Consider the following 25,633-nt stretch of genomic DNA (forward strand, 5'->3'; position numbering starts at 1 on the left):
GGCACCGGGGCAGCGGGGCCGTAACACGCACGCCCGTTCGCTCGGCCATTCGCCGTCACGATCCCGTCTCCGCGTGCGGAGCGGCGACGGGCTTTGATTCGGGCGACTCTTTCTGACGAAGGAAGATCGACAAGAGCACGAGAACGGCGGTCGACAGAAATTCGCTCTGCCAGTTCTGGAAGGATTCGAACCAGAGGCCGGGGTCGCCGAGATAGGCGAAGGTGGAAAGGGCGATTTCGCCATGCTCGCGCGCGTCCTCGGCGGCCGCGCGCGCGCTCTGCGTCCAGTGGAGGATGAAAGAAGCAAGAAACAGCATCGCGAGCACCAGCCCCAGCGAGCGGGCATAAAGAGCGCGCGCGAGACGCCCCTTGCGCAGCACCGCAGGGGCACCGGGCTTACGCGCCTGCGCGGCAAGATCGGCGTCGCGCAGCCGCGCGTCGGGACCCCGCGATTCCGACGAACCGCGCTGAAAGAGCATCGCTGTCAGCACGACATAGGCCGACATCTGGAGAAACTCGCTTTCCCAGTTTTCGAACACCGAGGACAGAAATTGCGGACTGCCGCCATAGGCCCAGAGCGAGAGACCGGGCTGATGGTACCGCGCAGCGTCCGCGAGCGCGACGTGCCACCCCGTTACCCAGTGGCCGACGATCGACGCTGCGAACAGCAGCAGCAGCACGATGGTGAGACCATTATCCTTGAGCCGCGTCATGGGCCACTTCCTTTCCGGCGCCCCGCGGCCCCTCGCCCGCCGCCGCCGCGGGGGCGAGCAACGCCTCCGTGGCTACCTGTCCGCGTGGGGGCCGCGCAGGCCAGGCGGCGCCGTCGAGCGTATCGCGCTTCTCATATTCCGCCGCGCTCATCAGCAGCACGAGCCCGTCGGCATGACAGTCGAGCATCGCCGCCGGTACCGCGCGCAGCGTCTCGTCGATGCCGCCGAGCCCGCCGCTCGCGACGACGACATAAGAGAGGCATCCGCTTTCGCATTCGATCATCGCATCGACCGCCTGGCCGACAACTTCGCCGCGGATATCGCTCACCGGAAGACCGCCTAGCGCACTCGCGGCGAAGAGCGAGGGCGAGGCCGCGATCCGGCTCCGTTTTGCGGCACGCCGCGCGCCATCCTCATAGCCGCGCTGGCGGCCGAGCCATCGCCATATTCCGACGAGATTGACCAGCGTCAGGAACAGGTTCGTCGCAAGAAGATTGGCCTGGCCCGATGTAAACCCGACGACCGACCAGGCGAGCGAGCCCAAAGTGAACACGACGAAGCCCGAGCCGGTCACTCGCGCGCCGAGATTGGCTGCCGTCATCATCGCCGCGATCATCGTCGCGGCAGGCGCAATCAGTCCGGCGGCCTCTTCCACGTGCGGCTCTCCTCGGTCGGCGGCACCCGTTGGCGCCGCTACTGGCAGAACCCGCCGCCGTATCACCGCGTTCCCCCGGACGGCGGCGATGCAACATCGATCAATGCGTTTATCGGCGCCGCGCGCTGTGCGTCGGCTCCCTGGTGCCAAATCGCCGACGGCCCCGTCGCCCCCGTACGCGCGCGATCAGGCGATCCTTCAGGACCGCCTGGCCGCGAGCTGTGCTTCCGCGCGCCTCGCCGCCTCGATAAGGCTTTCGCCGGTACTGCGCGCCGCCGCCGGGGTCATCGTCACCGCGACACCGTCGGGGCCATCGAGCAGGACAACGCCATCTTCCGCGGTGGCGACCCCCGCTTCCGTCTCGGGCGGCTGGGGGGAAGACAAATCATCGGTCATCGGCGGGGCCTCTGGTCTGGGAGCGGCGGAGATGCGGGATCGTCGATATAGAGATAGGCGGGATCGAACTGGCCGCGCCGCGCCAGCTTCGCGGCATCGAGGATCTCGACCTTGCCGTTGCGGAACGTACAAAGCCCTTCCTCGCGAAGATGGCGTACGACCCGGTTCACATGCACGGTCGTCAGGCCGCAGATCTCGGCGACATCGGCCTGCGTCAGTCCGAGCGTGAACTGACGCCCGTCGCTCAGCCCCGCCGACTGGAGACGCACATTGGTCTCGCAGAAGAAATGCGCGACGCGGCCGATGGCATCGAGGCGGCCGAGCCGGAAGAGCCAGGCGCGGTGGATTGCGGCATCGAGCAAGGTCGCGAACCAGAGCTTGCGCGTCAGCTCGGGCATTTCCTCGGTGATCGCGTCGAGCTCGACATGCGGGACGATCGCGATCGTCGCCGGGGTCATCGTACCAACATCATGGTCGAGGTGTTTCAGCGGGTAGGCGTGGAGGTCGACAAAGTCGCCCGGCAGGTGGATCGCGACAAGTTGGCGAAGACCGTCCCGGTCGTCGAGATAGCGCGACATGATACCCTCGACGAGGAGCGTGCTCTGGTCGAGCCACTCGCCGGCGCGCGCGATGATCTTGCGGGCCTCGACGGTCGACGTGGTGCTGATGGCGGCTTCGAGGCGCGCGCGCTCGCCGGCCTCGAGGCTTACCCCGCGACGGTCTCTCAAGAAGCGATCGGTTAACATCACTGACGTTCCCTGTTTCGTCCGAAATGCGTGAGCGGGCCTGCTCAACTGCGATCATCCGAAAGCCCGGCAACCGCCAACAAGGGAAGCGGAATCGTCATGATCGAGGTTAATCGCATGCCCGGTGCAGCAACTTTCAAAGCGCAAACTCGTTCCATCGCCGGGTCCGGAGGGCGTGCTTGCACGCCCGCGGACCGCGTTCCGCCCAACTGCTGCGCACCTTCAGACAAAGCGAGATCCGACATGGCCAAATCCCCCACCGCCCCCTCTTCCACCCGCGCGGACGCCGCGAAGCCGAAGCCGCGCCGTGGGCAGGGCGCCGCTGCGATTGCAGGAAAGGACATAGGCGGAGAGTCCCCGCGCAAGGCACCGCTCTTTCCGGCCGATGCGGCGATAACGCAGAGCTATAGCGAGGATCGTGGAACCGGCGGCGAGACGCATCAGGCGGGCGCCGGCCATGCGCCGCTCACCACCCAGCATGGCGTGCCGGTCGCCGACGACCAGAACAGCCTCAAGCAGGGCGCGCGCGGCCCGACGCTGCTCGAGGATTTCCATTTCCGCGAGAAAATCTTTCACTTCGACCATGAGCGCATCCCCGAGCGCGTCGTTCATGCACGCGGCTATGGCGCGCACGGCTATTTCGAGCTCACCGACAGCCTCGCCGACGTAAGCCGCGCCGACATCTTCCAGCGCGTCGGCGAGCGCACGCCCGCCTTCGTGCGCTTCTCGACCGTCGCGGGTTCCAAAGGCTCGTTCGACCTCGCGCGCGACGTGCGCGGCTTTGCGGTCAAGCTCTACACCAAGGAAGGCAATTGGGATCTTGTCGGCAACAATATCCCGGTCTTCTTCATCCAGGATGCGATGAAATTCCCCGACCTCGTGCATTCGGTGAAGCCCGAGCCCGACCGAGCCTTCCCGCAGGCGCAATCGGCCCACGACAATTTCTGGGATTTCGTGAGCCTGATGCCCGAGAGCTTCCACATGATCATGTGGGTGATGTCTGACCGCGCAATCCCCCGCTCCTTCCGCACGATGGAAGGCTTCGGCGTCCACACCTTCCGCCTCGTCGACGCCAAGGGCAAATCGACCTTCGTCAAATTCCACTGGAAGCCCAAGCAGGGCCTCCAGTCGGTGGTGTGGAACGAGGCGGTCAAGATCAACGGCGCCGATCCCGATTTCCATCGCCGCGACCTCTGGGATGCAATCAACAGCGGCGACTTTCCCGAATGGGAACTCGGCGTTCAGCTCTTCGACGACGCCTTCGCGGACAGGTTCGAATTCGACGTGCTCGATGCCACCAAGCTCATTCCCGAAGAGCAGGTGCCGATCCGCACGGTCGGCCGCCTCGTGCTTGACCGCGTCGTCGACAATTTCTTCGCCGAGACCGAGCAGGTCGCCTTCTGCACCCAGAATATCGTCCCGGGCATCGATTTCTCGAACGATCCGCTGCTCCAGGGCCGCAACTTCTCCTATCTCGACACGCAGATCAAAAGGCTCGGCGGCCCGAATTTCACCCATATCCCGATCAATGCGCCGAAGTGCCCGATGGCGCATTTCCAGCAGGACGGCCATATGGCGATGCGGAACCCCGTCGGCCGCGCCAATTACGAGCCGAACAGCTGGGGACCGAGTGATGGCGGCCCGCGCGAGGATCCCGTCCGCGGCTTTGCGAGCTTTCCCGAAGAGGCCGAAGGCGCCAAGCGCCGCATCCGGCCTGAGAGCTTCGCCGATCACTATAGCCAGGCGCGGCAATTCTTCGTCAGCCAGACCCCGGTCGAGCAGAAGCATATCGGCGACGCGCTCGTCTTCGAGCTGTCGAAGGTCGAGCGCCCCGACATTCGCGCCCGCACGGTGTCGCATCTCCTCCACATCGACCGCGGCCTCGCAGCCACCGTCGCGGATGGGCTGGGACTGCCGCTTCCGGCGCCGGCCAAGGCCGCGAAAAAGCCACTGACCGACCTTCCCCCTTCCCGGCCGCTCAGCATCCTTCTCAACGGTCCGGCGAGCTTCGCGGGCCGCAAGCTCGGGATCCTCGCGACCGACGGCGCCGACGCAAAGCTTTTCAAGGCGCTGACCAAGGCGGTCGACGCCGCTGGCGCCGTCTGGGACCTCGTCGCGCCGAAGATCGGCGGGGTTACGCTTTCGGACGGCACGAGCGTCGCGGGACGGCACAAGATCGACGGCGGCCCCTCCGTGCTGTTCGATGCGGTCGCGCTTCTCCTCAGCGAGGACGGCGCGGCGCTGCTTGCAGGCGATGCGGCAGCGAAGGATTTCGTCAGCGACGCCTTCGCGCATTGCAAATATATCGGGCATAGCGCCGAAGCGGCACCGATCTTCGCGGCCGCCGGCCTCGCCGACAAGCTCGACGAAGCCTGCATCGCGCTGGCAAAACCAGGCGATGTCACCTCCTTCCTCGATGCCTGCACCACGCTTCGGCATTGGCCGCGTGAAGCCGGCGTCGACCTCGACGCAAAAGGCGGAGCGAAGGAAGGCGGCGAGACATCGGCGAGCAAGGCGGCGTCGGCTCGGTCATCAAAACCGGCTTCAAAGCCGGCACAATGACCGACCGGCCCGAAGGAGCGGCACCGATGCGCTTCGAGACCGACCGGCTCGTCTTCGGCCCCGACGATGTCGACCTCTCGCGCTCGCCGCTTGCGGGGCAACTCGGCCGCGAGACCTATGTGCTCGGCGCCTTCAACCCGGGATTGCTGCGCCTGCCCTCGGGCAATCTTTTGATGATGGTGCGCGTCGCCGAAGCGCTCCGTTCCCCGATTGAGGATGGCCATGTCCATTCGATTCGGTGGGAGGCGGGCCGCTACAAGGTCGACCGATGGCCGCTCGAGCTTTGCGACACGTCGGACCCCAGAAAGTTCATGGTGCGCGGCGGGAGCTGGCGGGTCATGGCGCTGACGTCGCTTTCCTGGCTGCTCCCCGTCGAGCTCTCGCCCGACGGGCTCGAGATTGTCGCCGTTCATTATGACAAGGCGGTCGATCCGGGCGCCGAATTCCAATGCTATGGCGTCGAGGATGCGCGCATCAGCCGGGTCGGAAGGCGCTGGCTGATGACCACCTGTTCGGTGAGCCCCGAGCGCCACTCGACGACGCTCTACAGTTCGGCGAACGGCCTCGACTGGGTCTTCGAGGGAATCGTTCTCGATCATCAGAACAAGGACATGCTGATCTTCGAGGGACTGATCGATGGCCGCTACTGGGCGCAGACGCGGCCGCTCGGCGATCTCTACTTCGCCTATCCGCCGGGTTCGGAGTGGCGCTCGGGCCCCTCGATCAATCTCGCGACGTCGCCCGACGCCTTGCACTGGAAGCCTTATGAGGCGCCCGGCATCCGTCCGCATGCCGACACGGTCGCGACCGCGCGCATCGGCGGCGGCACACCGCCCATCCGCACCGACGCGGGATGGCTATCGCTCTGGCATGGCGTCGAACCGAAAGAGATTGTCGGTATCTATCGCACCTACTGGTCGCTCCTCGATCTCGACGATCCCTCGGTGGTCCTCCGGACCGATCACCGCCCGCTCCTCGAGGCGAGCCCCGAGCTTACGCGTCCACTCGAAGACAAGCTCTATATACGCGACGTCGTCTTCACGACGGGCATCACCGATGGCGGCGATCATTATATCGTCGCGTCGGGCGAAGCCGATCTTGCTTGCCGGATCACCCATGTTCCAAAGGCCTGTTTCGGTGGCTGACCAGCGCGTAAAGACGCGCCGGGACGTGCTGCTGACGCCCGAGCTCGTCCGCGTTCGCACTGACCTCGCCGCGGCCGCCCCGATCGCCTCGCATAAAGTGGGCGATCTCTCGGTCGAGCTTGCTGCGGGCGCCGAAGCGCTCTGGCTGCTCGTCCGGCGCGCAAAAGCCGGCGGCATCGCCCTGCGCGCAGCCGCATGGCCCGGCGAAGCGAAGGTCCGGCGCGTCAAGCGCGCGGAGGGCGAACTCGCCCGTGTCCATGTTGACAGTGCGATCGGCGCGCATGAGGTCGGACTTGCGGTGCACAGCGGTCCACTCCCCTGTCTCCGCCTTGTATCGGCATTGCGCCCCTCCGCGCCGCTGCTGCTTCCGCATGGGCCGCGCGATCTCTTTCCGCTCGACGCGAAAGGCGATCCGCTGGGGACAGGCGGCACCGTCGAGGCGGTTCAGCGCGGTCTCAACGCCGGGCTCCTCTACGGCGAACTTACCGATCCCGCCTTCGGCAGTTACTTCTACTTCCAGGATTTCACGGCGCTCAATCCCTATTTTCGGGCGACGGGCACCAATCCGGATGCGGCGGTGGGAGGCAGCTGGCCCGAACTCGGCTTCCGCCTTCCCGGCCAGGCCCCCCACACCGCAGACGAAGCCGCGCCGCTGGCAAGCGGCGTCACCTATACGCTGAGCGATGCGCGGCTCGTCGTCCGCGACGGCGCTCCGGCGGACGAACGCGACAGTGCGCGGCGGTTCCTGCAAATGCTCGGAGCCGCCTATCGCTCGCTGTCCCTGCCTCCGACCGAATATCGCGACTGGCGGCAGAGAGCCGAGCGGACGGCGCGGCATCTTGCCGCCGCGCCAGAGGCGACGGTCTGCCATTATGGCCATCGCTATGTGCGTCCCTATACCGATGCCGAATATCCGGACGCGATGGTGCAGATGTCGATCATACAGGCGCTCCATGACTGGGGCAAATGGCGCGGCGAGGTTCACCCGCTCGAGGATGAGTTCAAGGCCGGCCTTGGGAAATTCTACGACCCGAAGCTCGAGACGCTTCGCCGCTATCTGCCCAATGTCGGTGACGACAAGGATGAAGATGCCGTCGACAGCTGGTATCTCTACCATCCGCTCCTGAATCTCGGAAAGCTCGCGCTCGACGGCGACAGGGCGGCGCGGCGGCTGTTCCTGAAGTCGCTGCCCTACCCCATCCGCGCCGCGCGGCACTTCGCGTACAAGTGGCCGATCCAGTACAAGATCACCGATTTCTCGGTGATCACCGAAAGCGCCGGGGCCGACGGGCGGGGTCAGACCGATGTCGGCGGCGTCTATGCCTGGGTGATGCTCGAAGCCTTCGAACTCACCGACGAGAAACGCTATCTCGACGAGGCATGCGCGGCGATCGATGCGGCGGTCGGTCTCGGGTTCGACATCAATTACCAGGCGAACCTCACCGCTTGGGGCGCCGCCGCCTGCATGCGGCTGTGGCGCATCACCGGCCGAGCCGTGTACCGCGAGCAGAGCTATGTCTATCTCGCGAGCTTCTTCCATCACACCGAGATCTGGGAAAGCGAGATCGGCCTCGCCGTCCACCACCGCAATTTCCTTGGCGCGACCTGTCTGCAGGACGCGCCCTATATGGCGATCTACGAATGCTTCGACAGCTTCGCCGCCTTCGAACATTATCTAGCCGACAGCGGCCCCGACCTCGAGCCCGCGGCGCGCATGCTGATTTCGGAATATTGCCGCTACGCGCTCGACCGGGCCTGGTATTATTATCCCGACGCGCTCCCCGCCGAAGCCGTCTCGGACGAACAGCGCCCCGGCAACGGGCATGTCGATCCCGCCCTCTCCTTCCCGCTTGAGGACCTCTATGCCGACGGTCAGCCCGCCGGGCAGGTGGGGCAGGAAATCTACGGCGCCGGTGCGGCTTTCATCTTCGCGACCCGCGCCTTTCACCGCGTCGAGGACGCCCCCTTCGATCTCCACTGCGATCATTTCGTCCGCGCCGTCGAACGCATGGGGCCGGCGCGGCTCTCGCTTCGCCTCGACGGCGGCGAAGGCTGCACGGCGCGGATCGGTGTGATCCGGAAGAACCGGCGCAAGCTTCCCGCGTTACGCGTCGCAGCAGCGGACGGCGACGCGATCCGACCCGACGGGACAAGCGCCGACAGGCTCGACTTTCTCGTTCCGGCGAGCGGCAGCCTCGTTCTCAGCTGGGATTGAGGCATCTGCCGCTGCGCCGGGCACAAAGAGCGCAACATTTGTTAATCGGCGCGGGCGCGGCGGCAACTTTGGAGCCGCCCCCCCGTTGCCCTTTCAGACTTCCCGATTTTCTCACAAGATGGAGACAGACCATGTCGCACACAATGACGGCGCCCCGGCGCTCTTCAGGCTTCGGTAAGCTGCTCGGCATCGGCGTCCTCGGCGCGCTCTTCTGGTTCACGCGCAAGCCGGCGCCGACCGACACCAAGGACGACGGCCATTCGGCCGCCTTCGCCGACGGCGAGACGCATCCCGAGAATTTCGACCAGACCCGCTCGGCGGGGCCGGAGGGCATGCGCGACGAAGTCCGGCGCGAATGGGACCGCGTCGACCAGGCCGCCGACGAATCCTTTCCGAGCAGCGATCCGCCGGGCCACTATTGAGGCGGGGACAATGAGCGCTCGCCTCCCTGATCAACTATCCGCGATGACGTCGGACGCCAGCCCAGCGCCCCCGGGCAAACCCACGCTCGCGCTCCACTATGACGAGGACGATATCGGCCTCGAGAAGCGCCTGCTTTTCGAGGCGGACAGTCCCGCCAGTGCGCTTGAAATCGCAGCCGCAGAAGCGGCAGGCCGCACTGCGCGCCTCTTCGTCGACGGCATGCCGCTCTGCAGTCTGCTGAAGGCCGACGAGGACAATCCCTACTGGATCGTCGCCGCGTCGGCGGCGAGAACGAGCGACGATCCCATCTCCGCGTCTACAGAGGAAGTGCCATGATCGACGAAGCCGACGCGCATACCGAGGCTCCCGACATCAAGGGCCGGCGCGCGATCATCACCGGCGGGACGACCGGGATCGGCCGCGCGATCGCAGTCCTGCTGGCAAGCTATGGGGTGAGAGTATTCATCTGCGGCCGTACCCCCGAGCATCTGGGCGATGCGCTCCAGCGCATCCGCGAAGTGGGCGAAGGCGACGGTATCAATGTCGATCTGTCGGTAGCGGAAGACGTCGACCGGTTTTTCGAGGCGGCCAGGGACTATCTTGGCGACATCGATATTGCCGTGATCAACGCCGCCGTTCCCGCAGCGGCGCTCGCCGATGCGGGCGAAAGCGAGACGCGCTACCAGCTCGAGACCGATTTCACCGCTTATCTCATCTGCGCCCAGGAAGCGGCGCGCTGCATGTCGCCGGGTAGCGACATCATCGTCATCGGATCGATGACGGCGGTTTCGCGCGGGCCGGGCAGCTCGATCTATGTCGCGGCGAAGAGCGGCATCCAGGGCTTCGTCCAGTCGTTTCGCAAGGAGCTGGCCGAGCAGGATATCAAGGTCGGGCTGATCGAGCCGGGCTTCACCGGCGCCGACTTCCAATATCCCGAATTCCCGCCCGACAAGCAGAAGGAATTGATCGGCAAGCATCAGATGCTGCGTGCCGAGGATATCGCGGTCGCCGCCCACTTCATGCTCGTCCAGCCGCGGCGCACCGCGGTATCGCTCATCCGCGTCGAGACGCGGCTCGACCATCCCTGACCTTCGAAGGAGCCTCCCCCATGTCCCTCAACATTTTCGCGAACGGACGCACGCCGCTCGACAATCCGGCCCTCCTCTTCGGTGCGGCCGCGGCGGGATTTGCGGTCGGCCTCTTCGCCAACTTCGGCCGTAAGGCCGCGGTACAGAGCCTTACCGCACTCAAGGGACAATGGGACGAGGGCCTCAAGGCGGAACACCGGTTGACGCTGAAGCTTTTCGACGCACTCGAAGCGACCGACGATAATGACGTGCGCAAGCGCAAGGCGCTGCTCGTCCAGCTCCAGCACGCGCTCGCGAAACATGCTTTCGAAGAAGAGAATGTCGTCTATCCGGCGATGCGCGATCATGGCCAGATCGAGGATGCCGACAAGCTCGTCCACGATCATGGCTATGTGAAACAATATCTGTTCGACCTTTCGGAAATGGACGCCGCCGATCCCGCCTGGATGGCCAAGGTCCGCGAATTTCGCGGCGAGATCGAAGCGCATGTCGAGGAAGAGGAGCAGCGCCTTTTCCCCCGCCTCAAGGCGGCACTCGGCGACGACGGCAACAAACATGTGACCGCGGTGATGAACAAGGCTGGATTTGCTGCAGCCTGAACGGCATAGGCGGGCGTGAGGCCCGCCCGATCGCCATGTGTCGTGGTGCAGTGACGAAGGGGCGGTGGCCGGATCGAAACCCCAGGCAGACTTGTGAGTTGCCGAAGGTGGGAGAAGTTGGATGCCCCGTTATTATTTCCACAGCAGCAGCGGGCAGCGCGAGCTCGACGATGAAGGCGTCGATCTTCCCGATACGGCCGCGGCGCGGGTCGAGGCGGCGCGCTACGCCGGCCACCTGCTCGGCGACAATCCCGAACTCATCAACGACGTCGATACGCTCCGCATCGAGGTGACCGACGAGGATGGTTGCCTTTGCTGCGCCGTGCTGATTGCCTCGGTCGACGCCCGGCGGAAAACCGAGCGTCCCGAGCCCCCGAAATAGCCGAAGGCTTCTAACTCATGCTCGCGAGCAGCCGCTCGATCGGCGTCGTCGCAAAGCCGATCGCGCTGTCCGAAATTCCGTAAGGAATGAACAGGTCGCCGCCGACTCGCATCGCGCCGCAGGTATAGACGACATTCGGCACATAACCTTCACGGTCGCTCTCGGCGGCCGAGAGGATCGGGCATTCGGTGCGCGCGATGAGCTTCGTCGGATCGTCGCGGTCGAGCAAGGCCGCGCCAAGGCTGTATTTGCGCATTGCGCCGACGCCGTGGGTGAGGAGGATCCAGCCTTCGTCGCATTCGATCGGGCTGCCGCAATTGCCCATCTGGACCAGCTCCCACGCAAAGGCCGGACGCATGAGGATCTGTCCCTCATCGTCCCAGTCGGTGAGACTGTCCGACGCGATGATCGTGATGTTCTTTCCGTCCTGCCGTGCGATCATGAGATAGCGGCCGCCGACCTTGCGCGGAAACAGCGCCATGCCCTTGTGGCGCGCCGCGCGGCCCGAAAGCGGCTCGAGCGAGAAGCCCGAGAAATCCGTCGTGCGCAGCAGTTCCGAGCGGATCGCCTGCCCCGAATAGGCCGTATAGGTGCCGATATATTCGGTGCGGCCGTCGTCGTGCACGAAAGGCACGAGCCGCAGATCCTCGATGCCGCCGCGCTGCGCCTCGGTCATCGGAAAGAGAACGCTGTTCGAGATCGCGCTGTCGGGCTGGCGGTGCACGTTCACCTTCCCGTCTTCGCCGAGCCGGTGGCGGTCGTCGGCGACCGCCGCCATCGCGGGTCCCGACTGCGGCCACAGCGTGAAGTCGCCGCCCTCGCCGATGATTCCCTCGCGGAACGCGACCGAGCTGATATGCCCCTCGCCCACCGCGCGCATCGACATGAGGAAGCGCTGCTGGTCGGCGGCCAGCCCGCTCTGGTCGGGATGCGGAACGACGCTCGGGTTCATGAGCGCCGCGGCGGCATAGCTATATTCGTGGCAAAAATAGGCGCCGATCAGCCGCCGCTTGACGGGCGAGACACCCGCCGGATCGAGCTCCAGATCTTCGGCCACCTCGGCGAAGCGTTCGTCGAAGATACGCCCGATCTGCCAGTGGCGCTCGGAGAAATCCTTCCACACGAGGCCGAGCTGCGCCTCGGCCTCCTCCTCGTCCATCGCCAATATGTCGCCGGCGAGCTGCGCCGCGCGCGAGGGTTCGGAGACATTGGACTGCCAGGCGAGGTGGAAAGGCCGAAGCACGACCCGCGCGGGGTCGGCGGCGAGCTTCTCATGAAGAATGTGCAGCGGCGTGTGGTTGGGATTGCAGATCAACATCGCTCGCGCTGGTGTCCTTCGCTGTCCCCCGCGTCCAGAATGTATCGGCCATCGCGCGGTGCGCAAGGTGAAAAGCCAGCGCGGACTCCGCTCCGACATTCGAATTGACCCCGTGACGGGTCAGCCCGTCGCAGCAGCGGCCCGTCGCCGAGCTTGCGATCACCGCGCCGCGGTCGTTCGCGCCGAGAAACCAGCCATAGGCTCGCTCGGCGCGGTCATGCCAGCGCAGTTTGCCCGTCAACCGGTAAGCGGTGGCGGCGGCATCGATCGTCGCCCAGGCTTCGAGCGGCTGCTGATCGAAGGGGAACAGCTCGCCCTCGGCGCCGAAGCCCTCGCAGCCCATCGGGCGGAAATGCCCCTCGCTGCTAGTCTGGATATCGCAGAGCCAATCGAGCGCCGCGATGCCGGCCTCTTCCATCGGAACGGAGTCCAGCCGCCGGCCCGCGCGCAGGAGCGCCTCGGCAAGCCGCGCATTGTCATAGGCGAGCACCGGCTCGAACCAGTCCCAATCGCTTCGCCGCGCGCTTCGCCAGAGCGCGTGCAGGAAGGCGCCGCCGCGCTCGACGATCGCAAGCGCCTCGGCATGGTCCGCCTCGCGCGTCAGCAGCTCGTCGGCTCCAAGCAGCGCGAAGCCGATCGCTCGCGGGCTCTTGAGCCCCGCCGCGAGCGGTGCCGTGCGCGCAAATAATCCCGCGCACCAGGCGCGGAGTTCGGGCGAGCGCGCGTGGGCCGCGCCATGACCCAGCGCCCAGAGGGTGCGTCCATTGCTGTCTTCGGAGCCTTCGTCCTCAAGCCAGCGCCGGTCATAGCCCATGAAGTTGCGAAAGCGCCCGCGATCGGCATTCCAGCCATGGTGAAGGAAGGCGGCGTAGCGCGCGAAAAGGAGGCCATATTCTTCCTCGCCGAGCGAGGGGCTCGCATTGACGAGCATCAGCGCGCGCGCATTGTCGTCGATGCAATAGCCATGATTCCGGTCGGGGATGAGCCCCGCCCCATGCTGCAATATGCCGACATCGTCCGAGAGCGCGCGGATCGCGGCGAAGGAGGGAAACATCCGCCGCGGTTCGCGCCGCGCCGGTGCCGCCGCCACCTCTTCGATCAGCGATGCGAAGCGCGCCGCGATCGCCGGCCAAGCGGTCAGCCGGCCGCGCGCATAGGCGCGCTCTTGCAGCGCGCGCCGCTCGTCCGGGTGCGCGAGCAGGAGCAACACGGCCTCGGCGATCGCATCGCTGTCGGCGCCGCCCAGGAGGATACCGACATCGTCGGCGAGCAGCTCGCGCGCATGGACGAAGGGCGTCGAGACGACCGCGCGGCCGAGCGCCACGGCATAGGCGAGCGTGCCCGAGGTAATCTGTGCGAGGTTCGGATAGGGCGCGAGATAAATGTCGCAAAGCTCGATCTGTTCGAGAAGTTCGGGCAGGTCGAGGAAGCGGTTTTCCCAGGCGATGTTGTCAGCGACGCCGAGTTCCTCTGCAAGATCGGCCAAGCTCTGCCGATAGGCCTCGCCTTCGGCCGCGACGAGGTTGGGGTGGGTCGCGCCGACGATACGATAGAGGATGTCGGGATATTGCGCGGCGATGGCGGGCAGCGCACGGATCGCGGCTTCGAGACCTTTGCCGGGGCCAAGGAGACCGAAGGTCGAGACGACCGGACGGTCCGCAAGGCCCAGCCGCTCACGAAGCGGCGAGCAGTCGGCAAAGGCCCGGTCGGGGGTGCCATGTTCGATCAGCTCGATGCGTTCTGCCTTCGCGCCATAGACGCCGATCAGCGTCTCGCGGCCGAAGTCGCTCATCACGACGAGCTTCGCCGCCTTCGCGACGAGATGCTCCATCACGCGCCGCTGGTCGGCATTCGGCTCGGCGAGGATGGTGTGAAAGGTGACGATCAGCGGCGGCGCCACCCGGTCGACGAGGCCGAGCACCATATCGCCCGCCGGTCCGCCGAAGATGCCGAATTCATGCTGGAGCCAGACGGCGTCGGCGCCGCTCGCATTGATCGCCTCGGCTGCGGCGCGGTAACCGTCGGCGTCGCGCTCCTCGATCCCGCGGGCGGCGGCGGCGTCGCTCGCATCGCCCGCCCGCGCCGCCATGGCATAGACGTCGATCGCCATGTCGGGGCGCGCGGCTTTCAGCTGGTCGTAAGTGTCGGCGGTGAAGGTCGCGATCCCGCACTGGCGCGGGCGGAAGCAGCCGATCAGCGCGAGGCGCCGGACGCGTGCGGCGATCCCGTCGATGGGGCCGCTATGGCGGCCTTCTTCATTATCGAATGCGGTGAGGAAGCTGGTCTCGCTGTCGAATTTCATTGTCGTGCCTTCTGTCCGGTCCCCCCGAATGAAGAACAGGCGCGCGCACCGACCTTCCTTCATTCCCTGCGAGACTGGTCGATCAGGTAAACCGTCGCGCCCGAAGGGCGCGTCCGGTCTGGGAGGAGATGCGTATCGCCTGCCTACCCAACGCGTCCCCACGGGCGCGGTTGCCGGCCCCTTGGAAACAATCGCCATGATCCAGGTTAACCCGCGCAACCGGGCGCCAGCCGCTGGCGTTGGCAGCAGCAGGATCAGACCCAAGGACAAGCATGCCGCCCGCCCCCCTCTTCCTCTCCGGCCTTCCGCTTTCCGGCCGCAACTCCTCCCGTACTGCCGTCCGAACCGTGTTCGATGTCCGGAGCCTGCGGTCGCTGCGCTGCGCAAGGCCGGCGCGTTGACCACCGCTCCGCTGCGGGTGCTCGAACGCTCCGTCTATGGCGGCCCCAACCTTTACAGCCGTCGTCCGATGATCCGCATCCGCGTCGACCTCGGGATACTCGACCAATATCCCAGCGATCGTCTCCCCGGACTTGGCGAAGCCTTGCGATCCCTGCTCCCCGGTCTCGCGGACCATGGCTGCAGCTATGGCGAGCCCGGCGGTTTCTTGCGCCGGCTCGCCGAGGGAACCTGGCTCGGACATATCATCGAGCATGTCGCGATCGAACTGCAGACGAAGGCCGGGTCAGCGGTCACCAGAGGCAAGACGCGCAAGGTTCGCGGCAAGCCGGGCCAATATGACATTCTCTATTGCTATGCCGATGCGCCGAGCGGTCTTGCCGCCGGGCGCGCGGCGATCGAACTGGTGGACGCGCTTCTGCCGAGCGCGATGCAGGGCACGGCAGGACTCGACCGCGTCGCGCCCGCGCTGGATGGCGCTGCGACCGATATCGAAGCGAGGGTGAGCGCGCTTCGAGCGCTCGTCCGCAAGAACGGGCTCGGACCCAGTACCGCCGCGCTCGTCGCCGAAGCGCGGCGCCGGCATATCCCGGTGTTCCGACTAGATAGGGCAAGCCTCATCCAGCTCGGCACCGGTCAGCGCCAGCGCCGCATTCGCGCGAGCGTGACCGGCGCGACGTCGCTGATCGGAGCCGAACTCGCCGCCAACAAGCAGGCGGCGAAGGAAATGCTCGCAAGCATCGGCACCCCGGTACCGGCCGGCGAACTCGTGCGGACGGCGCCGGAGGCGGAGCGCGCCGCCGCAAAACTCGGCTGGCCGGTCGTCGTCAAACCGCTCGACGGCAATCAGGGCCGCGGCGTCACCACTGGTGTCGCCGACGATGGCGCGCTCCGAGATGCCTTCGAACGAGCGCAAGGCATCGCGCCGCGCGTCATCGTCGAGCGCCAGCTCATCGGGACCGATCACCGCATTCTCGTCGTCGGCAACGCGGTGGTCGCGGTGGCCGAGCGCGTCGCCGCGCATGTGACCGGCGACGGCAGGAGCAGCATCTCCAGGCTGATCGAGGCGGTGAATGATGATCCGCGCCGCGGCCTCGGTCATGAGGCCGTCCTCATCCCCGCCGCCAATATACCCGCGACGCTGGACGGCGCTGCCCGGTTCAATATCGAAAATGCCGCTGCAGCCGCCGCGATGGCAGCGGCCTATGGAATTGCTCCGGGCACGATCGCCGCCGGCTTGGCATCCTTTCGTCCGAGCTTCGAGGATTCGCCGGGGCGCCTCAGCCTTACCGAGGCGCACGGCGTGCGCATCGTCGTCGATTATGCCCACAACCGCGCCGCGCTCACCGCACTCGCCGACCTGCTCGCCTCGATGCGCGGCGAGCGCAATGCCCGGGTAATCGGAATGATCGGCATCCCGGGCGACCGGCGCGATTGCGATCTCGTCGATATCGGCGCCCTTTCGGGCCGGATGTTCGATGTGCTGATGCTACGCGAGAATGTCGACCTCAGGGGACGTCCGCCCGGCGAAGCCAATGCCCTGATGCGCCAGGGCGCCCTCGCGGCTGGCCTCGATGCGGCGGCGATCGGCCTGTACGACGGCGAGTATGACGCGGCGGCGGCGTGCCTCGCGGCCGCGCGGCCCGGGGACATCGTCGTGCTGACCCCGACCGACGTCGATGGCATATGGAGACTGGTCGAAGCTTGGGCGGCCGACCCCGGCCCCGAGGACGTGCGATTGCTGCAGGCGGCGAATGGCTGACGGCCGCTGGTCAATCGCGGTCCATGGCGGAGCGTGCCGGATCCCTGCCGCGTTGCAGGTGCCGCGCCGCGAGGGATGCGCAGCGGCGCTGGAGGCCGGCAGATCGATATTGGAGCGTGGCGGCGGAGCGCTCGAGGCGGTCAAGACGGCGGTCTGCCTTCTCGAGGACGATCCGCTGTTTAACGCCGGCCGTGGGTCGGTGGCGAATGCCGATGGCGAGGTCGAGATGGACGCGGGCATCATGGATGGCGCAACGCTCGACGTCGGCGCCGTCGCGTGCGTGCGTTTCCTCTACAACCCCGTCGAAGCGGCGCATGCCATGCTTCGCGAGCCGCCCGTCCTCCTCGTTGGCGCCGGCGCCGAGGCGTTCGCAACAGCGAGGGGCATCGCCGAATGCAAGGAGGGCATTCGCCCGGCGACGCACAATGGAAGCGATCATGATACCGTCGGCTGCGTAGCGCGCGACCGCGAGGGACATGTTGCCGCAGCCACATCGACCGGGGGACTGGCGGGCACGCTCACCGGCCGAGTAGGTGACGCACCGCTGCCCGGCTGCGGCTTCTACGCCGAGGACGGCATCGGAGCGGTGTCGCTTTCGGGCGACGGCGAGGCGATCGCACGAACGCTGCTTGCCGCGCGGGTCATGCGCGCGCTCGAGACCAAGAATGCCAGTTCGGCGGCGGCAACAATCTCCGAGCCGATGGCGCGCCTTGGAGCCGAGGCGGGCGTCATTCTCCTCGACCGCGACGGCGCGCTCGGCATCGCCCACAACAGTCCGCATTTCGCCGCCGCCTATGCGCGTGAGGGAATGGACGCGGTTTCCGCCATCGTCTGGAAGGACCAGCATGCCCAATAGCGGCCCTCTATTCGTGATCGGCGGCCATGAAGACAAGGAAGGCAGCCGCAAGATCCTCGGCGCAATCGCTGCGGAGCTGGGCGAAGGCACGCTCGTCATTGCGACCATCGCCAGCGCGAAGCGTGATGGATATTTCGAGACCTATTGCGAGGGCTTTGCGCCGCTAGGGATCGGCCGGATCGTCGAGCTTTATCTCGACGATCGGGAGCAAGCCTGGGAACCAGCGCGCGCCCGTATGATCGACCAGGCCGACGGCATCTTCTTCACTGGCGGCGATCAATCGCGCCTCATGAAGCTAACCGAAGATACCCCTATTGCGGCGGCCATTCGTGCGCTCCACCAGCGCGGGGGGCTTGTCGCGGGGACCTCGGCAGGTGCGTCGGCGCAAGGAGAGACGATGCTCGTCGGCGGAAGCGGCGAAGAGACACCGCGCCTCGGCGACATCGAACTGGCGCCGGGATTTGCCCTTATCCCCGCTTGCATCATCGATCAGCATTTCGCGGAGCGCGGCCGCATTGGGCGGCTTCTCGGCGCGGTCAACCGTCGTCCGGACTGTCTCGGGATCGGGATTGACGAGGACACCGCGCTCCGGATCGAGGCTGGCACCGCGCGCGTGATCGGAAGCGGCGGCGTCACGATCCTCGACGCGTCGCGCGCGAGCCGTAGCAATGCGAAGGGCGCGAAGCCCGACGACATCGTGTCGCTTCACGGCGCGACGCTCCATGCGCTTGGCGAGGGAGACTGTTTCGACTTGGCGCAGCACCGCCCCTTTTGAGGCGGCGCCGAAGCGCTCAGGGCGTCGTGCTGCGCCCGGAGAAGGGACAACGCCAATCGGGTCCGACCGCCCGCCCCGAATATTGCCGGGCCTCCGACACGTCGCCGTGACGAGCGAGCATAGGGTTCACGCTACCAGCCAAGGCGATGTCGCGCGCGATGATCTTACCGCGCATCGTCTCGTAGACGTCGCTCTCGCGCAGTTTCTCGAACTGATCGTGGAGATTGAAAACCAGCGCAGGGCGTTCGAAGCGGCGAGCAGGACGGCTCGCTCGCGGATGAAGACCGACGACGAAAAAAGCCTCGCCGCCGAAGCTCAGCGAAAAATGTGGGTCTTCGGGGCTGTGGCTGACACGTGGATCGGGCGGCTGGCCTGCCCAGTCGTCTTTCTGGCTCAGCGAGTCGAGGCGCTCCCAAAGGCATGCCTCGAACCCTTCCTCGTCGAGGCCGCCATCCTCCTCGAAGATCACCACGAGCGAATGGAAGAGGCTCGGCGACTTCGCGTAGCTCCAGGCGAGATCCAGGAGATTGGGGAAGATGCGCAGATCGTCCCAAGCCGAGCGCATATCGCGGGCGACGACGAAGCGGATTTGGCGCCTCGCTAGCGCAGACTTCGCTCCAACACATGGGAAATCCGCAGAACGGATAAAGTCCTGGAAGCGTTGAGCCAGAGGATGGGAACTGTCATCGGTTGGCGGTATCATGCTGCTGAAACCGCCCCCTCTTACAGCGGTTGCAGCAAGTTAACCTGGGTTGCGTCGATTTCGCCGTCGCCGCGCTTGCGCTCGATTCGACGCTCTGTATGCCGCGGGCGCGGAAATTAATCCTACGTCACAATGGCAACACTGATGAGCGCAAAGAAAATTCCCAATAGCAATCCGCCGGTGGCCGCCCAAGTCACCCACCAGTCCTGTTCTTCGGTCGATCGGCGCTGCTTGATCATGCCTTCCACAAGCCCAAGTGACCGTGCGAGTGATTCTCGGGCTTCGCCGACGGATTTGCGATCCTCGGCACCGAAGGATCGCGATGCCTCATAGCTTTCGGCGGCAAGGGTGAGCGGCGTTAGGCGCATCGCCGGTTTGTCGTTGATGCTTTCAACATGTCGATCGATGCACTCGAGACGCGCCTCGATTTTGCGAAGCGTGGGCGAGTAGTCGGGAAGTTTGTCCTTCGCTGCCGTGAGCCCTTCAATCGCCGCATGCAGGAGAGACACTTCCCTGCGCAACTCATCGAAAGCATCGGCGGCATTGGCGGAGGGCGTGGGCGAGCGGAGCGGTTCTTCTGTCATGGCATCCGCCTACATCGATATCCCGATTCCCCGCGAGCGGCCGAGCCATTGCTGGAGATCATGAGACAAATTTCCCGTCGCACGAGATTTCAGGCCCAGTTCGATGCGCCGATCCCGGAGCAGCGACTCGAGCTGCGGATCGCGATGGAGGCTTTTCGCCATGTCGGATAGACTGGCGCGCGCTTCGTCGCGCGCGGCAAAGGTCGGTGCGTCGCGGACCATGGCGCTCTTCTGCTTCCACGAGGCGATAAACAGTTCGGCGCGCTTCTCGGTCTCGGCGGTAAGCTGTTTCGCCTGAACGGCCAGCCGCGCACGATCATGCGTCGCGCGATCGGCTGCGCGCTCCGCTTCCTGTCGGTCCATCGCCGCGATCGCGCCCGTGGTTCGTCCCTCTGCGGCGTCCTTCGTCAGGTGGTAACTTTTCCCGAACGCCTCGCGCAGATCGTTTGCGCCGCCGGGGCGCAACGCATCGAGCTCGGTTCGCGCCTTCCGATAGGCGTCGATTTCATGCGGCAGTTCCTTGCCGCCGGCGCGCCGAACATCGACGATCTCCTTGGTCACGCGCGCAAAACGTTCGACCGCCTTTTCGATCGGCGAGCGCGCCGGTGCGGGATGGAGGCTGCGGCCACGGATCTTCACCTCGGAAAGATGGGGTGAGCGTCGCAATGCAGGCGTCGGCTCTTCGAGCGCCGCGCGCGAGACAGTGAGCTTGAGCCCGTCGAACATCGATCGTTTGGACTCTACCCTCTTTGCAGATTCCTGCACGCGGTAGTCGCTCGCCATGTCCTTGCCGCGCTCGCGCGATGCGGCGCGGACCAGCTTCGATTGGCTCGCAAAATCGTCGCGGCCATAATATAGGTTCACCTGCTCGCGATGCCTGGACAGCGCGACGTAAGTCGAGTGGCTGTCTACCCCCGGCGTCGCGAGCACCTGCACCCGGTCGACGGTCATGCCCTGCGCCTTGTGTATTGTCGCGGCATAGCCGTGCTCGACATGGGCGTAATCCTTCAGGTCGAAGGCGATGCTGCGCCCGTCGTCGAGCATCACCGCCATGCGCATCCGGTCGACATTCTGTACGGTGCCGAGCGAGCCGTTCTTGACGCCCATACCGCGCTCATTCTGCAGGAACATGACGCGATCTCCCTCGGCGAACCCGCGCTCGCCGCGCTCGATGGTGACCACAACCTCATTGCCGAGCGCACCGCTCGCCTTCAGGCGATCGCGCACTTCTTCGTTGAGAGCGCGCACCTCGTCATTGGTGTGGGTCAGGATAATCCGGCTGGCATCCGGATAATGCTGCCGATCGCGTTCCCAGGAGTCGACAAGCTCGGCACGCGCGGCCTCGCGCGTCTCCGCGGCATGTACGAAACCCGCGTCCGCATAGCGCCCGATCGCCTCGCCGGTGCGCCCGGTGGCAAGCTCGCGCGTCGCCTCGCGATGCCACTCCTCCTGCTGCCGCCGGATGTCCATAATCTCGACGGCGCCGTGGCGTTCGGCGACGGACCGGAACGCAGCGCCGGCCTCGATCGCCTGGAGTTGCTGCGGGTCACCGACAAGGACAACCTTCGCGCCCTGCCTTTCGGCTTCGGACACGACGCGTTCGAGCTGGCGCGTACCAACCATGCCGGCCTCGTCGATCACGAGAATATGTTTGTCGGTCACCCCATCGCGATTATTGGCCCATTGATGTTCAAGGCTCGCAAGTGTGCGTGAGCCGATGCCCGAGCCCTGTTCAAGCCCCTCGGCTGCAATGCCCGACAGCGCGGCACCCTGCACTTGATAGCCGGCCGCCTCCCACGCCTCGCGTGCGACACCGAGCATCGCGCTCTTCCCCGTCCCGGCGTACCCAATGACATTGCTGATACCGCGCGCGTCGGTGATATGTTCGAGCGCGCCGCGCTGTTCGACCGAGAGGTCCAGACCCCGTTCGGCGGCAAGCACGAGCGCCCGCTCGCGATGATGATCGGCAACGCCATGATGACGCCGCGCGTCGAGCGTCGCCGTCGCACGTTCGAGGCGCTGTTCGGTGTCGATCATGCTGCAAGAGGTGAACCGTTCCTCACCGCGCCCGTCCAGCCCCAGAGCAACTAAGTCGGGCGATGCTTTTAACGCGCCCATCACCGCGTCGAACTGCTCTTTGCCGTCGCTGTGGCGATGCACGAACATGGCGAGGTCCCGGTTCGTGAATGTCGCCTGGCGGTGCGTGATCGCGTCGAGCGCGATGGCGGGATTGGCGATGATCTTCTCGCCATTCGATCGCGCGATCTCGAGATGCTCGCCATGACGATCGGCTTCCAGCCCTTCGGCCGCCATGCGTGACGCAGCGGGGCCGATCTTGTGCTGCGGCTCAAGATCGATGCCCTGCGCTTCTAAGGTGCGGTGATCGACACGCGCGTCGATGTCGAGAGCCGCGAGGCGTTCGTTGACATGCTCGGCCCAAGCCTCGCGCCAATGGGTTAAAAGCTCGGTGCGGTTCCAGTCGCGCACCTTCGCGCCAAATTGCGCACGGCCGTCTTCGCCGATGCGGATCTCGCGCATCGTCAACATGACGTGCGCGTGCGGCCTCGCGAGCCCATCGCCACCGATGTCCCAGTGTACGTTGAGGTCGGCAATCATGCCGCGATCGACGAACTCGCGAGCCACGAAGTCACGAGCGAGCCCAATGCCCTGCTGCTCGCTCATTTCGCGCGGGATGGCGAATTCGATCTCGCGCGCCAGCTGCGCGTCCTTGCGAAGCTCGGCTGCCTCGACATCATTCCAGAGCTTTTCGCGGTCCAGCCAGCGTTCGTCCGCCCCTTCGGGGAGCAGCACCTCGCTGTGGACAACGCCGACCTTGTTCGAGAAGTCATGGCTACGACCGAGTCGCTCATCGTGCAGCCGATCGGCCGAACGATAGGCCGCGGCGGCGACCGCGCTGCTACCGACAGCGCGGGAGATGACTTTTGCCGAGAAATGATAGAGCGCCATGAGGGCTATCCATTTAGGGCAAAACGAGCACGTCGGCACGACGTATAAGCGCGCCCTCACACGATTTCATCGCGCTCGGGATCACAAAGTCGCATGAGATTTCAGCCGCTTGCGCGCCAGCGAAACGTGACATAGCTGGATCGTCCGACCCCATTTCATGGAAAGGACAGACGATGCGGAAACCGCGTGATTTCGATGCCGAACTCCAAGCGCTTACCGACAAGGCGAAAGCGCTGAAGTCAAGGAAGCAAGGCCAGCTCGGGGAGCTGGTTGGTGACACGCCTCGAAGAGGAGACCCGGATCGGCAAAGGCGGGACCCTGGCGGCGCAGCTGTCGCGGCTCGACCTGATCGTGCTCGACGAGCTCGGTTATCTGCCGTTCGCCCGCTCGGGAGGGCAGTTGCTGTTCCACCTCATCAGCAAGCTTTATGAGCGGACCAGCGTCATCATCACCACGAACCTCGCCTTCGGCGAATGGCCGACCGTGTTCGGCGATCCCAAGATGACCACGGCGCTGCTCGACCGCGTCACCCACCACTGCGATATCGTCGAGACGGGCAACGACAGCTGGCGCTTCAAAAACCGCAGCTGACAGCCACCTTCGGCGCCTTCAAAAATCTATCTTGCGCTGCGCGCGCCTCCGGTCGGGCTACGCCCGCCCTCCGCCGCACGCAGCGCAAGGCCATCTTCAACAAACCAACATCATATCCGAAAAGGGGTCCCTCTTCGACGCCGATCGGGGGTCCCTTTTGAACGCCGTTTGACACAGGAGAGCGAGACAAGCTGAACCTCGACGCGCTCCTTTGCGAGACTGCCCGTTGCATTGCCGATGACGAAGCAGCCTGAGAGATTGGCTTTCACGTCATTTGGCAGGACCGCGGGCGCCTGGACGCGGGCAATCAGCGGCTCGGGGTTCGAGGTCGCATCGCGGCTCGCGAGCGCGTCGATCCCGGTCAGCAGCCGCGCCTTCATGAAACCAGGCGGCAAATAGATCGTCCGGGTCTTTTTTTTAGCGCCTGCAGGCACGCCCTTCCCATCGGCGGCCGCGATCACGCCGGGCGCCGTTACGGCCGCACCGATCGCGCCGATGGTTTTCTCGACCGGCGGCGCGGGCGGGGCAGGGGGCGCAGACGGAGGCATCGGCGGAGCCGGAATCTCACCCGCCATCCCCTCGGCTTCGCCGGGCGCCGGAGGATAGTCGGGAATGGCGCCGGACAGGGCAGGAGGCAATCCCGGATCGCCGTCGGGCGCCGACGCAGGTTTGCTTCCCGGGATGACCTTGCCCTCCTCTATCGCGGCGACGCGCTCGCCAAGCAGCGACTGCCCATCGAGGATCTTCTGAAGATCGCCGCGGAGCTTCACCTCGAGGCTGTCGCCACGCAGCCCCGCGCCCATGTCGAGCTTGGTCGCCGTCGGTGCTTCGGGCTTGTCGTCGCTTCCGCCTGTGCTCGCGGTATAAAGGCCTGTCCCGAGCAGCGCGACAACACCAGCGACGCCGAATTGTTTGGCGCGCAGCTTCTGTTTCGAGCTCAGCGTGGCCCAGCGTTCCTTGAGGGCGAGCAATGCAGGGCCGCGCTCAGGGCGCGGAGATTCGGGCAGCAGCGGCTGGCCGACCTCGCCGAGATCGAGCGTTTCTGGTTCGGGGCCGCCGGTCATTGTCCGTCTCCGCGGCGGATGACGATCAGCCGGACACTTTCGCCCGCCTTCAGGCTGAGCCGGTCAAGCGTGACCGCGAATATGTCAGCGCCCAGACCGCGATCGAGGAACTGCCGTTCTTCCAAAGTCGCATCGCTGTCGCTGGTGAGGCGGTACTCCGAGGCCGAGAGGCCCGATCCCTCGATCTCGAGCCTGCGTCGCTCGATCAATGTCGCCGACGGCACGGCTTGGACCGTGATGATCCCGGCGCGCGGCGCGACTTCGGCGAAGCTCGCCGGCACACGATCCTGCAGCATCGCGAGGCTGATCGAGATCGCCCGCTCCTCCTCGACCAGCGGCCCAAGCAGGTCCTCGTTAGCGCGCGCCCGCTGCGGCCGCCCGGGAACCAACGTCACCGTCTGCGCGGGAATGTCCGAAGGCTCCGCATAGATCGGATAGATCGCGCCGTTGCACGAAATGAAGAATTCGCTCGGAGTCGTCACATAGGTGCGGGTGACCGCCCCCATATCGTCCATTTCCTTGACGAGGAACTTGATCCAGGCGTCCGAACCCGCGCGCTCTACAGCGATCGCTTTCTCGGCCGAGAATTTGACGTCCTCGATCTCGCCGCCGACGCAGACGATATGATTGACGTCGCGGTTCGAGAGCCGGACCGTGCTGGTCTGATCGGGCAGGGCGGTAATCGCCTGCGCGAAAGCGGAAGCGGGCAGCAGCAACGCGGCGCCGACCAGCGCCGCACTCGCCCTAGCGAGCTTGTGCATCGAAACTCTCCTCGGTGAGCGAAACCAGCCAGAAGCGGCCGTTCTCGACGGCATAGCGAATGCGAAGATTGCCGCGGAACTTGCGGATGACGCCGCCGATCACGCGGACCTTCTCGACGGGAACGAGGATATCGCGATCGGTCCACTGAACCGGCTGATCGGGACGAATATAGGTTGCGATCGACAGTGTCGGATTGCCGGCAAGTTCGTCCAATATGCCGTTCAGGCCGTCGCGCATGCTGTTGTACGCCGACGGGTGGACGATCGAGAGCAGTTCCTGGAATTGCCGGTCTGCCGAATAAGCCGAATAGGTCCCCGCGAGCGCGACGATGTTGCGCGTGATCGTGCGGATGTACGCCGCCGACGGCTTCGAGCCCGTCACATAGAGGTCGCCGCCCGCCCCGAACGGCACGAGCACCGTGCGCTGCTTTTGGTCCGAGCTGTAGATCACCGCGCCGAGTACCGCTGTGATGCCGAACAGGCCGACGATTGCGAACTTGAGCAGCCGGTTCTCCTCGAACAAATTCGATGAGCCCTGGACATAGCGATGGATGCCGAAGCTGGCGGGCTTGCCGACCAGAAGATCGACGGGAGCGACCTTTCGATTTCTTGAAAACATGAGCCGCCC

Annotated in this window: 23 protein-coding genes and 1 pseudogene; 12 read left to right on the forward strand and 12 right to left on the reverse strand. The window is 65.6% G+C overall.

The window, feature by feature from the left end; all coding sequences use genetic code 11:
* Positions 1-55 precede the first annotated feature (55 nt).
* From VGN62_RS14455 to VGN62_RS14470, 4 genes are all read right to left on the reverse strand, one after another.
* Positions 56-712 carry a DUF6766 family protein gene (locus VGN62_RS14455; protein ID WP_327455081.1) on the reverse strand — a complete coding sequence of 219 codons (657 nt, stop codon included), beginning with the start codon at positions 710-712 and terminating at the stop codon, positions 56-58.
* A complete protein-coding gene (locus tag VGN62_RS14460) occupies positions 693-1,367 on the reverse strand; it encodes a PRC-barrel domain-containing protein (protein WP_327455083.1) in 675 nt (224 codons plus the stop codon). Before VGN62_RS14460 ends, VGN62_RS14455 begins: the two co-directional genes overlap by 20 nt.
* A gap of 198 nt (positions 1,368-1,565) precedes the next feature.
* The gene (locus tag VGN62_RS14465; protein ID WP_062179314.1) at positions 1,566-1,763 is read right to left on the reverse strand and encodes a hypothetical protein; all 198 of its coding nucleotides are present in this window, start codon (positions 1,761-1,763) and stop codon (positions 1,566-1,568) included.
* A complete protein-coding gene (locus tag VGN62_RS14470; protein WP_137892520.1) occupies positions 1,760-2,509 on the reverse strand; it encodes a Crp/Fnr family transcriptional regulator in 750 nt (249 codons plus the stop codon). Before VGN62_RS14470 ends, VGN62_RS14465 begins: the two co-directional genes overlap by 4 nt.
* A 243-nt stretch (positions 2,510-2,752) precedes the next feature.
* Between VGN62_RS14470 and VGN62_RS14475 the strand changes: the two genes are divergently transcribed.
* The 8 genes from VGN62_RS14475 to VGN62_RS14510 all read left to right on the forward strand — a co-directional run bounded on the left by VGN62_RS14475 (position 2,753) and on the right by VGN62_RS14510 (position 10,923).
* On the forward strand, positions 2,753-5,071 hold the full coding sequence (locus VGN62_RS14475) for a catalase (RefSeq protein WP_414713285.1): 2,319 nt from the start codon (positions 2,753-2,755) through the stop codon (positions 5,069-5,071).
* A 26-nt stretch (positions 5,072-5,097) separates the two neighbouring features.
* Positions 5,098-6,216: a glycosidase gene (locus VGN62_RS14480; RefSeq protein WP_414713289.1), complete on the forward strand. Its 1,119-nt coding sequence runs from the start codon at positions 5,098-5,100 to the stop codon at positions 6,214-6,216.
* A complete protein-coding gene (locus tag VGN62_RS14485; RefSeq protein WP_327455096.1) occupies positions 6,209-8,431 on the forward strand; it encodes a hypothetical protein in 2,223 nt (740 codons plus the stop codon). The genes VGN62_RS14480 and VGN62_RS14485 overlap by 8 nt, the downstream gene beginning before the upstream one ends.
* 131 nt (positions 8,432-8,562) lie before the next feature.
* Positions 8,563-8,853: a hypothetical protein gene (locus VGN62_RS14490; protein ID WP_327455098.1), complete on the forward strand. Its 291-nt coding sequence runs from the start codon at positions 8,563-8,565 to the stop codon at positions 8,851-8,853.
* Between the two features lie 10 nt (positions 8,854-8,863).
* Positions 8,864-9,190 carry a hypothetical protein gene (locus tag VGN62_RS14495; protein WP_327455100.1) on the forward strand — a complete coding sequence of 109 codons (327 nt, stop codon included), beginning with the start codon at positions 8,864-8,866 and terminating at the stop codon, positions 9,188-9,190.
* A complete protein-coding gene (locus VGN62_RS14500; RefSeq protein ID WP_327455102.1) occupies positions 9,187-9,942 on the forward strand; it encodes an SDR family oxidoreductase in 756 nt (251 codons plus the stop codon). Before VGN62_RS14495 ends, VGN62_RS14500 begins: the two co-directional genes overlap by 4 nt.
* A 20-nt stretch (positions 9,943-9,962) precedes the next feature.
* Entirely contained in the window at positions 9,963-10,541 is a 579-nt protein-coding gene (locus VGN62_RS14505) for a hemerythrin domain-containing protein (protein WP_327455104.1), read from the forward strand.
* 121 nt (positions 10,542-10,662) lie between these two features.
* Complete coding sequence (locus VGN62_RS14510; RefSeq protein ID WP_327455106.1) at positions 10,663-10,923, forward strand: DUF6894 family protein; 261 nt, start codon at positions 10,663-10,665, stop codon at positions 10,921-10,923.
* A 10-nt stretch (positions 10,924-10,933) separates the two neighbouring features.
* Here VGN62_RS14510 and VGN62_RS14515 read toward each other — a convergent pair whose 3' ends face one another.
* Positions 10,934-12,241 carry a glycoside hydrolase family 130 protein gene (locus VGN62_RS14515; protein WP_327455109.1) on the reverse strand — a complete coding sequence of 436 codons (1,308 nt, stop codon included), beginning with the start codon at positions 12,239-12,241 and terminating at the stop codon, positions 10,934-10,936.
* Positions 12,195-14,543 carry a glycosyltransferase family 4 protein gene (locus VGN62_RS14520; RefSeq protein WP_327455111.1) on the reverse strand — a complete coding sequence of 783 codons (2,349 nt, stop codon included), beginning with the start codon at positions 14,541-14,543 and terminating at the stop codon, positions 12,195-12,197. Before VGN62_RS14520 ends, VGN62_RS14515 begins: the two co-directional genes overlap by 47 nt.
* Before the next feature lie 397 nt (positions 14,544-14,940).
* Between VGN62_RS14520 and VGN62_RS14525 the strand changes: the two genes are divergently transcribed.
* The 3 genes from VGN62_RS14525 to VGN62_RS14535 are packed head-to-tail and all read left to right on the forward strand — an operon-like array spanning position 14,941 to position 18,335.
* Positions 14,941-16,704 (forward strand): cyanophycin synthetase family protein, encoded by a 1,764-nt coding sequence (locus tag VGN62_RS14525; RefSeq protein ID WP_327455112.1) that lies wholly within the window; start codon positions 14,941-14,943, stop codon positions 16,702-16,704.
* Entirely contained in the window at positions 16,697-17,560 is an 864-nt protein-coding gene (locus tag VGN62_RS14530; protein WP_327455114.1) for an isoaspartyl peptidase/L-asparaginase family protein, read from the forward strand. Before VGN62_RS14525 ends, VGN62_RS14530 begins: the two co-directional genes overlap by 8 nt.
* Positions 17,550-18,335, forward strand: a complete 786-nt coding sequence (locus VGN62_RS14535) for a cyanophycinase (RefSeq protein ID WP_327455116.1) — start codon at positions 17,550-17,552, stop codon at positions 18,333-18,335. The genes VGN62_RS14530 and VGN62_RS14535 overlap by 11 nt, the downstream gene beginning before the upstream one ends.
* 16 nt (positions 18,336-18,351) lie before the next feature.
* On the opposite strand, the gene gntA is transcribed toward VGN62_RS14535, so the two are convergent.
* The 3 genes from gntA to traA all read right to left on the reverse strand — a co-directional run bounded on the left by gntA (position 18,352) and on the right by traA (position 22,589).
* The gene (gene gntA, locus VGN62_RS14540; RefSeq protein WP_327455118.1) at positions 18,352-19,038 is read right to left on the reverse strand and encodes a guanitoxin biosynthesis heme-dependent pre-guanitoxin N-hydroxylase GntA; all 687 of its coding nucleotides are present in this window, start codon (positions 19,036-19,038) and stop codon (positions 18,352-18,354) included.
* A gap of 122 nt (positions 19,039-19,160) precedes the next feature.
* The gene (locus tag VGN62_RS14545) at positions 19,161-19,622 is read right to left on the reverse strand and encodes a hypothetical protein (protein ID WP_327455120.1); all 462 of its coding nucleotides are present in this window, start codon (positions 19,620-19,622) and stop codon (positions 19,161-19,163) included.
* 9 nt (positions 19,623-19,631) lie between these two features.
* Positions 19,632-22,589, reverse strand: a complete 2,958-nt coding sequence (gene traA, locus VGN62_RS14550; protein ID WP_327455122.1) for a Ti-type conjugative transfer relaxase TraA — start codon at positions 22,587-22,589, stop codon at positions 19,632-19,634.
* A gap of 270 nt (positions 22,590-22,859) precedes the next feature.
* Between traA and VGN62_RS14560 the strand changes: the two are divergent.
* Positions 22,860-23,180, forward strand: a pseudogene (locus tag VGN62_RS14560) (ATP-binding protein); the annotation flags it as partial.
* Positions 23,181-23,290: 110 nt separating this feature from the next.
* On the opposite strand, the gene VGN62_RS14565 reads toward VGN62_RS14560, so the two are convergent.
* Genes VGN62_RS14565 through VGN62_RS14575 form a run of 3 tightly spaced genes read right to left on the reverse strand, consistent with a single transcriptional unit; the run spans position 23,291 to position 25,624 of the window.
* Positions 23,291-24,244: a hypothetical protein gene (locus VGN62_RS14565; protein ID WP_414713286.1), complete on the reverse strand. Its 954-nt coding sequence runs from the start codon at positions 24,242-24,244 to the stop codon at positions 23,291-23,293.
* Positions 24,241-25,005, reverse strand: a complete 765-nt coding sequence (locus VGN62_RS14570) for a type-F conjugative transfer system secretin TraK (RefSeq protein ID WP_327455124.1) — start codon at positions 25,003-25,005, stop codon at positions 24,241-24,243. The genes VGN62_RS14565 and VGN62_RS14570 overlap by 4 nt, the downstream gene beginning before the upstream one ends.
* Positions 24,989-25,624 (reverse strand): TraE/TraK family type IV conjugative transfer system protein, encoded by a 636-nt coding sequence (locus tag VGN62_RS14575; protein ID WP_327455126.1) that lies wholly within the window; start codon positions 25,622-25,624, stop codon positions 24,989-24,991. The genes VGN62_RS14570 and VGN62_RS14575 overlap by 17 nt, the downstream gene beginning before the upstream one ends.
* Positions 25,625-25,633: the final 9 nt, after the last annotated feature.

Origin of the sequence: Sphingopyxis sp. (genome assembly GCF_035998905.1) — a bacterium.
Lineage (GTDB): Bacteria > Pseudomonadota > Alphaproteobacteria > Sphingomonadales > Sphingomonadaceae > Sphingopyxis.

What these genes read in the sequence shown, in the direction of transcription:
- VGN62_RS14455 (WP_327455081.1), bottom strand. Translation starts at nt 712, where the DNA reads ATGACGCGGCTCAAGGATAATGGTCTCACCATCGTGCTGCTGCTGCTG.
- VGN62_RS14465 (WP_062179314.1), bottom strand. Translation starts at nt 1,763, where the DNA reads ATGACCGATGATTTGTCTTCCCCCCAGCCGCCCGAGACGGAAGCGGGG.
- VGN62_RS14470 (WP_137892520.1), bottom strand. Translation starts at nt 2,509, where the DNA reads ATGTTAACCGATCGCTTCTTGAGAGACCGTCGCGGGGTAAGCCTCGAG.
- VGN62_RS14475 (WP_414713285.1), top strand. Translation starts at nt 2,753, where the DNA reads ATGGCCAAATCCCCCACCGCCCCCTCTTCCACCCGCGCGGACGCCGCG.
- VGN62_RS14480 (WP_414713289.1), top strand. Translation starts at nt 5,098, where the DNA reads ATGCGCTTCGAGACCGACCGGCTCGTCTTCGGCCCCGACGATGTCGAC.
- VGN62_RS14490 (WP_327455098.1), top strand. Translation starts at nt 8,563, where the DNA reads ATGTCGCACACAATGACGGCGCCCCGGCGCTCTTCAGGCTTCGGTAAG.
- VGN62_RS14495 (WP_327455100.1), top strand. Translation starts at nt 8,864, where the DNA reads ATGAGCGCTCGCCTCCCTGATCAACTATCCGCGATGACGTCGGACGCC.
- VGN62_RS14500 (WP_327455102.1), top strand. Translation starts at nt 9,187, where the DNA reads ATGATCGACGAAGCCGACGCGCATACCGAGGCTCCCGACATCAAGGGC.
- VGN62_RS14505 (WP_327455104.1), top strand. Translation starts at nt 9,963, where the DNA reads ATGTCCCTCAACATTTTCGCGAACGGACGCACGCCGCTCGACAATCCG.
- VGN62_RS14510 (WP_327455106.1), top strand. Translation starts at nt 10,663, where the DNA reads ATGCCCCGTTATTATTTCCACAGCAGCAGCGGGCAGCGCGAGCTCGAC.
- VGN62_RS14515 (WP_327455109.1), bottom strand. Translation starts at nt 12,241, where the DNA reads ATGTTGATCTGCAATCCCAACCACACGCCGCTGCACATTCTTCATGAG.
- VGN62_RS14520 (WP_327455111.1), bottom strand. Translation starts at nt 14,543, where the DNA reads ATGAAATTCGACAGCGAGACCAGCTTCCTCACCGCATTCGATAATGAA.
- VGN62_RS14530 (WP_327455114.1), top strand. Translation starts at nt 16,697, where the DNA reads ATGGCTGACGGCCGCTGGTCAATCGCGGTCCATGGCGGAGCGTGCCGG.
- VGN62_RS14535 (WP_327455116.1), top strand. Translation starts at nt 17,550, where the DNA reads ATGCCCAATAGCGGCCCTCTATTCGTGATCGGCGGCCATGAAGACAAG.
- gntA (WP_327455118.1), bottom strand. Translation starts at nt 19,038, where the DNA reads ATGATACCGCCAACCGATGACAGTTCCCATCCTCTGGCTCAACGCTTC.
- VGN62_RS14545 (WP_327455120.1), bottom strand. Translation starts at nt 19,622, where the DNA reads ATGACAGAAGAACCGCTCCGCTCGCCCACGCCCTCCGCCAATGCCGCC.
- traA (WP_327455122.1), bottom strand. Translation starts at nt 22,589, where the DNA reads ATGGCGCTCTATCATTTCTCGGCAAAAGTCATCTCCCGCGCTGTCGGT.
- VGN62_RS14565 (WP_414713286.1), bottom strand. Translation starts at nt 24,244, where the DNA reads ATGACCGGCGGCCCCGAACCAGAAACGCTCGATCTCGGCGAGGTCGGC.
- VGN62_RS14570 (WP_327455124.1), bottom strand. Translation starts at nt 25,005, where the DNA reads ATGCACAAGCTCGCTAGGGCGAGTGCGGCGCTGGTCGGCGCCGCGTTG.
- VGN62_RS14575 (WP_327455126.1), bottom strand. Translation starts at nt 25,624, where the DNA reads ATGTTTTCAAGAAATCGAAAGGTCGCTCCCGTCGATCTTCTGGTCGGC.